This window comes from Halogranum rubrum (genome assembly GCF_900114455.1).
In the GTDB taxonomy this organism is placed as follows: Archaea; Halobacteriota; Halobacteria; order Halobacteriales; family Haloferacaceae; genus Halogranum; species Halogranum rubrum.
In genome coordinates this window covers 389,202-399,227 of record NZ_FOTC01000003.1, presented here as the reverse complement: position 1 = coordinate 399,227, position 10,026 = coordinate 389,202, and the positions used below count along the sequence as shown (strand labels likewise).

At 62.8% G+C, this 10,026-nt stretch carries 12 protein-coding genes and 1 pseudogene; 6 read left to right on the top strand and 7 right to left on the bottom strand.

Features of this window, described 5'->3' with window-relative positions; all coding sequences use genetic code 11:
* Positions 1–298, bottom strand: a pseudogene (locus BM083_RS16045) (IS6 family transposase); the annotation flags it as partial.
* 509 nt (positions 299–807) lie between these two features.
* Here BM083_RS16045 and BM083_RS16040 point away from each other — a divergent pair.
* Positions 808–1,341 (top strand): DedA family protein, encoded by a 534-nt coding sequence (locus tag BM083_RS16040; RefSeq protein ID WP_089870517.1) that lies wholly within the window; start codon positions 808–810, stop codon positions 1,339–1,341.
* A gap of 14 nt (positions 1,342–1,355) precedes the next feature.
* Here BM083_RS16040 and BM083_RS23430 read toward each other — a convergent pair whose 3' ends face one another.
* On the bottom strand, positions 1,356–1,520 hold the full coding sequence (locus BM083_RS23430; RefSeq protein ID WP_009367086.1) for a DUF6757 family protein: 165 nt from the start codon (positions 1,518–1,520) through the stop codon (positions 1,356–1,358).
* A 26-nt stretch (positions 1,521–1,546) separates the two neighbouring features.
* Complete coding sequence (locus tag BM083_RS16030; RefSeq protein ID WP_394327620.1) at positions 1,547–2,410, bottom strand: PHP domain-containing protein; 864 nt, start codon at positions 2,408–2,410, stop codon at positions 1,547–1,549.
* A gap of 135 nt (positions 2,411–2,545) precedes the next feature.
* Between BM083_RS16030 and BM083_RS16025 the strand changes: the two genes are divergently transcribed.
* On the top strand, positions 2,546–2,830 hold the full coding sequence (locus tag BM083_RS16025) for a DUF5789 family protein (RefSeq protein WP_009367084.1): 285 nt from the start codon (positions 2,546–2,548) through the stop codon (positions 2,828–2,830).
* A gap of 440 nt (positions 2,831–3,270) precedes the next feature.
* On the opposite strand, the gene BM083_RS16020 is transcribed toward BM083_RS16025, so the two are convergent.
* Positions 3,271–4,278 (bottom strand): DUF5784 family protein, encoded by a 1,008-nt coding sequence (locus BM083_RS16020; protein ID WP_089870516.1) that lies wholly within the window; start codon positions 4,276–4,278, stop codon positions 3,271–3,273.
* Between the two features lie 136 nt (positions 4,279–4,414).
* Here BM083_RS16020 and BM083_RS23425 point away from each other — a divergent pair, with 136 nt between their 5' ends.
* Positions 4,415–4,588, top strand: a complete 174-nt coding sequence (locus BM083_RS23425) for a DUF5786 family protein (RefSeq protein ID WP_245756906.1) — start codon at positions 4,415–4,417, stop codon at positions 4,586–4,588.
* 5 nt (positions 4,589–4,593) lie between these two features.
* Here BM083_RS23425 and BM083_RS16015 read toward each other — a convergent pair whose 3' ends face one another.
* From BM083_RS16015 to BM083_RS16005, 3 genes are all read right to left on the bottom strand, one after another.
* On the bottom strand, positions 4,594–5,307 hold the full coding sequence (locus BM083_RS16015; protein WP_089870514.1) for a DUF7530 family protein: 714 nt from the start codon (positions 5,305–5,307) through the stop codon (positions 4,594–4,596).
* Positions 5,308–5,332: 25 nt separating this feature from the next.
* Complete coding sequence (locus BM083_RS16010) at positions 5,333–6,262, bottom strand: NAD(P)H-binding protein (RefSeq protein WP_089870513.1); 930 nt, start codon at positions 6,260–6,262, stop codon at positions 5,333–5,335.
* 63 nt (positions 6,263–6,325) lie between these two features.
* A complete protein-coding gene (locus tag BM083_RS16005) occupies positions 6,326–7,207 on the bottom strand; it encodes a YkgJ family cysteine cluster protein (protein WP_089870510.1) in 882 nt (293 codons plus the stop codon).
* A 77-nt stretch (positions 7,208–7,284) separates the two neighbouring features.
* On the opposite strand from BM083_RS16005, the gene BM083_RS16000 reads away from it, so the two are divergent.
* From BM083_RS16000 to BM083_RS15990, 3 genes are all read left to right on the top strand, one after another.
* Complete coding sequence (locus BM083_RS16000; RefSeq protein ID WP_009367077.1) at positions 7,285–7,488, top strand: DUF7561 family protein; 204 nt, start codon at positions 7,285–7,287, stop codon at positions 7,486–7,488.
* Positions 7,489–7,666: 178 nt separating this feature from the next.
* On the top strand, positions 7,667–9,457 hold the full coding sequence (locus tag BM083_RS15995; protein WP_009367076.1) for a helicase C-terminal domain-containing protein: 1,791 nt from the start codon (positions 7,667–7,669) through the stop codon (positions 9,455–9,457).
* 361 nt (positions 9,458–9,818) lie between these two features.
* Positions 9,819–10,013: a DUF7317 family protein gene (locus BM083_RS15990; RefSeq protein ID WP_089870508.1), complete on the top strand. Its 195-nt coding sequence runs from the start codon at positions 9,819–9,821 to the stop codon at positions 10,011–10,013.
* Positions 10,014–10,026 lie beyond the last annotated feature (13 nt).

The window sequence follows — 10,026 nt, the reverse complement described above, 5'->3', positions numbered from 1 at the left end:
ATAACCAAGACCACTCACCGTTGATTTTGACAGCGGTCTCGTCGACCGCGACCCGCCTCGGCGTCGCCTTCGGCGGGTCTGAGACGCTGTCAGCCAGCCGATGTACCCACTGAAAGATTGCCTGAAACGAGCGTTCTACGCCGAGCAGCCGAAGAATCGCTTCTGTCTCTCTAAGCGACAAACCGGCAGCATGGAGTCGGACGGCGAACGCCCTGACGGGCGTCGCCGTCCGCTCCCGCTGCCAACATTCAAGCGTAGCGGTGTCTAAACTCTGCTTGAGCAGGTTTGAGAGTAGCATAGATCACTAACTTTTCGACCTGCTCGTTCCTTATCTAGACAGTGCCACTAGATTCAAAATTCTGCCGTGCTGACTATGCGCTCTGTATTCAGCACGACCTTGAAAGACTGTCATCAGCAGTGCATTTCAACAGAGACCTCGGTTTGCAGTTACTGAGATTTCCCGACTACATCAGCTCGAAAACCCACGTGTTCTCGTCGCCTGCGATTCGCTGTGCTCCTCGGCTTCGCCTGTGGTGCTTGCATCGTCTCGTCTGACGAGAACACGTCCCCTTTCAGTCCCACCTTCAGCACAGCCACGTCCTCCCCAACCGATTTCTTCGTTCACTCGCTTCGCTCGCTTACTCAGTCATCCCTCGCGTGCGTGGTTCGCCGCCGGAAGGCGACGAAGCCACGCGCCACGGGGATGCAACGAGGCGTCGTGCTGACTTCGGATACACTCTCTTCTCTTCTCACTGTCCGCACACGAGGTCACAAACGATTTATTCGGGAGTTGGCTACACATGGACAATGACCACCTTGCTCCAACTCGGGGAGATGCCGCCGTATCTCCAGGAGCTTTTCAACTCCGAATACGCCTTTCTCGTCCTCCTCCTCGTCTTCGTCCTCGAAGGAGCGATGTTGATGTACATCATGCCGAGCGAACTCATCGTTCCCGGTGCTATCTTGCTCATCGGGAACACCTCTCGGCTGTTCGCGCCGGAGAACCTCTTGATCATCGGTATCGCCGTCCTCGGTGCGACCATCGGCCAGTGCGTGCTGTTCATGGTCGCCAAGCGAGGCGGGCGCGACTACCTCCTCGGAAAGCGGTGGTTCCGTATCAGCGAGGAGCGACTCGACAAGTTCGACGGCTGGTTCGACCGCTGGGGGCCAATCGTGGTACCGTTGAGTAACACGATGCTGTTCACGCGGGGAATGTTGACCGTCCCGGCAGGGTTCTCGGAACTCGACGTCCGGCGGTTCGTAGTTCTGTCGGCACTCGGGACGCTCTCGTTCGAGATTATCCTCGCCGGTCTGTTCGTCTTCTCGGGTCGGCTTCTCTGAGCGACAGAACGGGTCTACTCTGTCCGGTCGACGTCGATTTGCTCGCGCAGGGCAGCGAGTTCGTCGGACTCGGCGAGTTCCTCCATCCGCTCTTGGAAGTGCGCTTGGCAGAGACCGACTTTGATGCCGTCTTTCTCGGCGGCGTATGCGGCATCGCGGTCGCAGTAATGGCACTGCATACGAACCACTTCGGCCCCGACCACGTTTAACCCTCCGCTCTCGGCAGTCGTGCGGCGAATCGGTCGAACGCTGTACGAGGTGGCCCCGCTCGTCCGAGGGTCGCGTCGTGGGCGTCACTGCCACCCGTCGCCAACAGGTCGTGGCTCTCGACGAGTGCGTCCAGTCGGGCTACCTCGTCGGCGTTGGGCGGAGCGTCGTAGGGGTAGTAGCGTTCGACCGCGTCCAACTGGTCGGTCAAGGCCAGCGCCGCCGCAGGGTCCGGATACCGAAACGGGTGGGCGAGGCCGACGACGGCACACGACTCGGTCAGGAGGTCGACGCCGTACTCGAAGGAGGGCAGTTCGCGAGCGACGTAGCACGGCCCTCCGTCACCGATGAGGTGGTCGAACGCGCCTTGGAAGTCGTAGTCGGCGTCGCTGGCGTCGATGGCCCGTGCGATGTGTGGGCGACCGATACCGTCGTGGATGTCGACGTCGAGCGCCACGCCGAGGCGATTCTCGACGCAGGCGACGATGGCACGGGCGCGCTCCTTTCTGTTCTCCTGTAGTCGACGTAACTCGTCGTCGAGTGCGGGTGTCGGGTCGACGGCGTATCCCAACAGGTCGACGTTCTGTGCGCCGGCGTCGACGCGAAGTTCGATACCTCGAATGACGGTGACGCCGTCGTGAACCGTCACCGGTGCGTCGAGGCCGGGATGAACCCGGTCGTGGTCGGTGACGGCGACGGTGTCGACGCCGCCCGCCCGTGCCGCATCCGGCAGCGCAGAGACGGTGAGCGTCCCGTCTGATACCGTCGTGTGGAGATGCAGGTCTGCGGCAGGAGCCTCTTCGGCCGTGCTGTCATCGTCGGGAACCCCCGTCGCGCTGCCGTTCGCGTCGCCCACGTTCATCATACCTCTCCTCCGTCGCTCGTGCCGAAAGGGTTTCTCTCTCGACCGTCATTAAGGAAGATTAAGGACTACTGTGGCCTCGAAGGTTGTGCATGGAAAACCATTATAATCCACTCTCGGCTACACCGTAGTACGATGCGCCTCAACGGCACCGGAGACCTGATCGATGGCTACGAGTACCCCGCAACGAGCGAGGAACTCATCGAAGCACACGGCGACCACGAAATCGAACTTGCAGACGGGTCCGAAACACTCCAGGCAGTCCTCGAACGCCTCGGCTCTGAGACCTATCACGGGCCACAGGACCTTCGAGACGCGGTCTTCACGGGTGTGAGCCACCAGGCTATCGGGCGGCGGTTCTACAGCGACCGCGACGTGTACACACTCGGTGAGACCGGTCCCGACCCGGTGTCGTTCTAACCACACCGAACAGACTCACCACGGCTCGGAGTTTCGCGAACTCCCGCGGACTCTCGCGGACTTTTGCGGATTTTTCGACGGCTACGACGGCGAGTCACGACGCGCCCTCGGACTGAAAAGTCACTCTTCGAGAGCCAGCGCTCGCTCAGTAGTCGAACGACGAAACGAAACTATCGATGCTGGGACCGGAAGACGTCCGCGATGAGCGGACGTCGTCGACTGGAATGCCACAATCTGTCGCTCTGAACTCCGGGCAAGGGTCCGTCCGACAGATTGTACTGCACACTAAGGTGGTTCTCGAAGTTCTCCTTACTGCCTACTCTATCAGGCCATTAATCAGGGGAGTCAGTTGCGCCCGGTCACGTCGTGACCACGTCGCTCCGCCCTGGTTCTTGACCGAATCAGCAGCGTGAGAAACGTGACTCGCGTTCGTCGCCGACTCAGACCCACGTGAGACCGTCGTCCAAGTCGAGCGGAACCGACCCTTTCGAGTAGCCTTCGACGCGCCCGTCCGGACGGACCCGGAAGACGACGGCCGGTTTGTGTCGTACCTCGGGTTGCTCGCCGCGGACGGCGAACCAATCGTCGTCCGGGAACGACGAGCAGTCGACGAAGAGCGTGACGCCACCACCGTGGTTCGCCAACTGGCCGTTCGTCTTCGTCTCGGCAGTGTCGCGGACGGCGGCGACGGGGGTGTTCGCCGACCGTCGGTTCGGCGGGAGCGGGCGCGTCACTTCGACGAGTGTTCCGTCCTCGCCGGGACGGTCTGCTCGATAGTCCAGTGAGTGACCAGTCGTCACTTCGATTTCCGGTGTGAGGTCGTAGCCGGCGTCGTGGAGCACTTTCGCGACGTTGAACTCGCCCATCGACGCTGACATCCGAACGAGGTCGACCTGCTGTGAGGTGCCCAACTTTCCGGCCATGAGTTCTCGATAGTCGTCGAGTGCGCCGGTGTGGAGGAATCGTTCGTAGAATCCGAGCGCTTCGTCGCGCGTCGCGTCCGGAAAGCCCGCAGCGTGTTCGTCGAAGAACTCACGGGTGGTGTGTCGGCCGTCTTTCGAGAGGAAGACGGGGAGGAAGAACCACGCGACGTGCGGGAACGGTTCGAGCCACGGCGACTCCTCGTACAGTTGGGCGAGGAGTTCTCGCTCGGCCCAGCGAGTAATCGGATACGGAACTTCGGTGAAGCCGAACTTGTCCGTCCGCCAGAGGCTGCTCGGCGTCTCGGTGTTACCGAGCCAGTACGCTCCTTCGTCGTTCCACACGAAGAGGGCGATGTCGCCGTTGTCCATCTCGAAGCGGTAGGCCTCGTACCCCGACGGCGGTTTGTACCACGGTGCTCGCATCGTCGCACCCAGGTTGTCGTCGAGCGGTTGGAACACCTCGTTCCGGATCCGGTGCTTCGTCCACTTCCCGGGGGCGTGCCGGAAACGAAGGGGTCGTGCCACGGGCGTGGCTACTTCGTCGGAGGGTTTACCTCTTGCGCACGGGCCTCTCCCGCTAACTCATCCACGAGCGTTTCTTCATCATTGTCTATTTTAATCGTCATATTTTTATAGGGCCATTCCCAAGACATGCTGTACCATGTCAATGGGTGCCTATGACGAGGAAGAACACGAACGCCGTGCGAAGAAAACTGGACAAGTCGACACCGACTTCTCCGAGATGCGTACAGAGTACCACGGCCGACTCGAGTTCGACTCGGGGGACTCGGCCGACGCCTTACTCGACCAGTTCAAGGAAATGAAGGGTAACTAGCGGGTTCAGGCTTTCTGCAGTGTCGCGAGTGCACCCGTCGAGACGAGCGTCACCGCGACGACGTGTCCACCGACGGCGAGCAACAGCACTGGTTCGTCGAGGAGGAACGGGACGAGCAGCATCTGTGCGAGCGCGAACCCGACGTTCGTCGCGTCCAGCCGTCGAAGAGCGTCGACCGTCTCGTCGTCGAACGTGTACCGGTAGGACCGCCACAGGGCGACGACGGCCGTCCACCACGACGTGCCGATGCGGTAACAGAGGTCCCAGAGGACGAGGAGCATCAGGTAGACGACGACGACGGGCGGCTCTGGCCCGAACAGTCGGTCGAGTAGTGACGGTTCACCGACCGCTGCGGCCTGTTGTGGGTCGAAGACGAACAGGTGAGTGACGAGTGCGATGAACGCGAGCACCGCGAGCACTACCTCGATACTCGACCCGAACAGTACCCGCCGATACGTTCCAGGTAGGTCGAGCGACCGTGTCCCTGCCCCCAGTCGGAGCATCGCGACGCTGCCGACGACGGCGACGGCGACGGCGGCGGTTCCCGCGATGGCGGCGTCCCACAGGTCGTACACCCAGGCAAAGAGTAGAATCAGTACCTCGAAGAGGACGAACTGGAACGCGACGGCTTGTGGTTCGCTCAGGTTGACTCCGGGCAACGCACCCACGATGCTCTCGTAGGCCCACGCCTCACCGTACTCGGTTCCCAACAGACTCATAGCAGCAGGATAGGGAGCACGTGGCTTAATCGGCCCGTGTCGGCTCGGCCGACGTCGACCGAGTTGGGTCCAGACGGTCGGTGCCGAGCGCTCGCTCGACGGCGACGTCGAACGGCGTCAACTCGATGGGGATGAGGTCACGGATGCGGGTGTCTTCGACCACGACTGGGTTCTTCAGCCCCTCGATGAGCGGTCGGGCGACACTCCGAGGCACGTCGGTGACCAGGTCGACCCAGTAGGCGGAGAGTCGCGGTGTCAACACCGGGACGGCGACGATTCGGGTCGACTGTCCGAGTTGTGCGCCGGTTCGCTGCAGCAGTTCGCCGTAGGTCAACACCTCCGGCCCGCCGATTTCGTACGTCTCACCCGCCGTCTCCGGCACGTCGAGGACACCGACGAGATACGCGACGACGTCGTCGATGGCGATGGGTTGGCACTCCGTCTGGACCCACTGTGGTGTCACCATCACCGGGAGGCGCTTGGCCAACTGTTCTATCATCTCGAAGCTCGCACTTCCTTCGCCGACGACGATGGCCGCCCGCAGTGTCGTCAACTCGTAGTCTCCCTCGCCGAGGATCTGTTCGACCTCTCGTCGCGACCGGAGATGTTTCGACAGGCGGTCGCGCCCCGACCCGAGTCCGCCGAGGTAGATGACGCGCTCGATACCCGCCTCGCTGGCCGCGTCGGCGAAGGTGCGCGCCGCCAACCGGTCGCGCTCCTCGAAGTCGCTGCCTGACTGCATCGAGTGGACGAGATAGTACGCGGCGTCGACGTCGAGCGCCTGGTCGAAACTCCCCGGTTCGAGTAGGTCACCTTCGACGACACGGACACCGTTCGGCTCATCGTAGCGGTCGGCGTCGCGAACGAGGGCGGTCACCTCGTAGCCACCATCGAGTAGTGCGGAGACGAGCCGCCTCCCGACGAACCCGGTCGCACCCGTGACGAGGACGTTCATGCTCCGAATCCACGCTCGGGGGGTGGATAACTGTTCCCGCCGAGTCGAGTCGTTTGCACGGCTCTACTCTCCTGTTTTAGGTGCACCACGAGCTACTTCGACGGTCGCTCCCGAGACGGCGTCACCGTCTACGGTCGACCCTACCGCCCCTGCCACCTCCTCCCACGCCTCGATTGCTTGCCCGGCCCACGAGTCGGCGGCGAGTGCTGTTTCTCTCGCCTCCTCGGCACGCATCTCGTCGACCGTCGTCGTCCCCGGACTCGACCCGACGGCGGCGCCGACGAACTGCGCACGGTCGGCGGGAGTGAGGTCTCTTCGGACGAGTCGGTCGACTACGCCCGTCAGGTCGTCGGGGTCGGGGTAGACGAACAGTTTCGCGCCCAGTGCCTGCGGGCCGAGTGCGAGTCCGACCGTCTCGGGCGGGGTGTCGTCGAGCAGTCGTTCGCCGTCAAACTCCGCCTCGACGCGCTCGCACTCCGTCTCACGGTCGAGTGTGAGGTTCTGGCCGGGGTAGTCGCTGCAGGTGCGCGGGTAGAGTGGCGACCCGTGGATGCGACAGCGGAGCGTGTCCGGGTCGAGAAAGACGCAGGTGTCGAGCCAGTGGGAGTCGACTCCGAACGGAGCGACCGGTTTCGGTGGCTTTCGCAGGCCGACGAAGAACACCGGTCGGTCGGCGATTGCGACGAGGTCGTATCCGTCGACGGTGACGCTGTCGTCGCCCTCGTCGGCTTCCCAGAGGCGAGGTATCATCACGTCACCGTAGCCCGCATCGAGGAAGTCGCGTACCTCGTCGCGCGCGAGCGGAACGAGGTTGTAGGTGTCGTCGAGCGACGGGCGGCGACCGCGACGCTCCCGGTCGAACGCGGCGGGTCGTTCGGTAGCCTCCGAGACGAGGGGTCGCCAGTCGAGACAGCAGCCGGCACAGTCCTCGCAGTTCACCTCCATACGTGAGAGTAACGAGAGCATGGACCATGAATGTGTGTCGGGGAAGGCTCTTGTCGTTCCGCGCAGTCTTTCACTCGATGACTAGCGAACCCTGTGACGCCTGCGGAAAAGCCGTCCGAATCGCCGGCGGTATCGGCGATTTCTGGAGTTTCGCCAACGAGTCGACCGGTGGCATCGAACTCGAACTCGTCGACGGCAGTGAGTACTTCCTCTGTTTCGACTGTATCGAGCGGTTGCCGGACGACCGAGAGGTGACGGCGGAGGATGTCGCGGCACTGTAGCGGCCGCGGCAGTACAGAAGATGTCGCGGCACTGTAGCGGCCGTGACAGTACAGAAGATGTCGCGGTGTGGTGACGGCTGTGACAGTAGCGAGGATGCTGCGGCGTGGTGACGGCGACGACCCGGCCGAGGCCTTCACCGAACGGTGGATTTAGGCTGGGGCAGAGACAGGAACGAACGTGAACCCGGACCGCATCTTCGAGGGGTTCCCCGCGCCCAGCTACCGGGGTAATCAGGAGCAGGCGCTCCGCGACATCCGGGACGCGTTCGCCGCCGGCAACGACGTAGTTCTCGTGCGTGCGCCCACCGGGAGCGGCAAGTCGCTCCTCGCCAGAGCAATTGCCGGTTGCGCCCGCCGGGTCGACGAGGCCGAACCGAAGGAGGCCACCGATGCCTACTACACCACCCCGCAGGTCTCGCAACTCGACGACGTCGCCACCGACGACCTGCTCTCCGATTTGAAGATTATCCGTGGGAAGGGCAACTACGACTGCATCCTCCCGGGCGAACACGACACGCCCGTCAACCGTGCGCCCTGCGTCCGCGAGAAGGGGTTCGACTGTACTGTTCGGCATCGCTGTCCGTACTTCTCGGACCGCGCTATCGCCTCGTCTCGCTCTATCGCGGCGATGACGCTCGCGTACTTCATGCAGACCGCCGGGTCCGACGTCTTTCGGAAACGGGACGTCGTCGTCGTCGACGAGGCGCACGGACTCGCCGAGTGGGCGGAGATGTACGCCACCATCGAGGTCAAACCCCGAACCGTTCCCGTCTGGGACGATATCGGCGTTCCCGACGTTTCGAGCGCGGACGACTCCGTCGACCGCGCGGCGCGGTTCGCCGAGACGCTGATGGGCGTCTGTAAGCGCGCGAAAGACGACCTCGTCGCGAAACCCGAGTTGACGCCCGACGAGGCCGCCCGCCGCGACAGACTCCAAGAGCTCCACGGCGAACTGAAGTGGTTCGTCGAGGACTATCGCGACCCGACGAGCGCGACGACGTGGGTCGTCGACCAAGAGGCCGGCGAGGGAAGCCCGCTCGTCATCAAGCCTCTCAATCCCGAGAAGTATCTGCACCACACCGTCTGGGACCGCGGCAACAAGTTCGCACTCCTCTCGGCGACGATTCTGAACAAAGACGCCTTCTGTCGACAGGTCGGGTTGGACCCGGCGAACGTCGCCCTCGTCGACGTCGGCCACACGTTCCCCGTCGAGAACAGACCGTTGTACGACGTGACGCAGGGAAAGATGACGTTCGAACACCGCGACGAGACGATTCCGAAGATTGCTCGTCTCTTGGTGCGACTGATGGCGAAACACCCCGACCAGAAGGGACTGGTCCACGCCCACTCCTACGGGATTCAGGAGAAACTGGCGACGACGCTGGCGGAGTTCGGCGTCGGCGACAGGGTCCGTATCCACACGCGCGAGGACCGCGACGACGAACTGGACGCGTGGAAGGCCACCGACGAACCCGAACTGTTCCTCTCGGTGAAGATGGAGGAGGCGCTGGACCTGAAAGGTGACCTCTGTCGCTGGCAGGTGCTGTGTAAGGCTCCGTACCTCAACACGAGCGACTCACGAGTCGCGCGCCGACTGGAAGAGGGTCAGTGGGCGTGGTATCACCGTGCGGCGCTCCGGACCGTGATCCAAGCGTGTGGGCGGGTCGTCCGCGCGCCCGACGACTACGGCGACACCTACCTCGCGGACTCGAGCCTGCTCGACCTGTTCGACCGCGCCGAACCCGACATGCCCGACTGGTTCGCCGAGCAGGTGACACGGATGTCGACACCCGACCTTCCCGACTTCGACCCGCAGGCGGCCCTCGGCGAGGTGTCCGGCGGCCACCGAACCGGTCGGTCGGGTCGGCGGAGCCGACGTCGTTCGGGAAACACCTCGTCCGGCGTCAAGCAATCCAGCGCAGAGCAGCGGAAGAACCATCCCCTGTCGGACGTCTGGGGAGACAACTAGCGTCGTCTGTTCGCTTTCAACTCACTTTTCTTTGCCATCCCTCTTTTTTACTCCCTGGTGCGTTCACGCGCCGACACAGAGCGACGACTCTCTTCGTGAGATTGTCACGTTCTCGCACGAGTCTGTGACAGTCATTCTCACTGGAAACGACTCCCACAGGGCCTCTTCTGCTCGTTCGTCGCGTACTGGCGAATATTGCCCAACAGGTTCTAAATGATTGTTAACTACTTTGGTTGATTGTCCACTTTCTCACCTCATATGTCCAAATATGTTCACCCTAAACTCGGTAGGCGAAAGATACTGAGAGCGATTCTCACGATAGCTTTACATACTTCCTCTCAGTACAGGGTAGTGTACACCGATGCACTCCCACGCCCTCACGCAGGCTCTGACACTGTACCGTAGCGAGACACTGACGCTCTCGCAGGCGGCCTCCCGCGCCGGGCGGACCGAAGAAGAGTTCGCTGCAGTCCTCCACCAGTACGGCATCGAACAGCGCCCCGAGACACCGACGGTCGGCGCCCAGACCGAGCGTCCTGCCCCTCGCGCCGACTAACGTTATTCTCGCT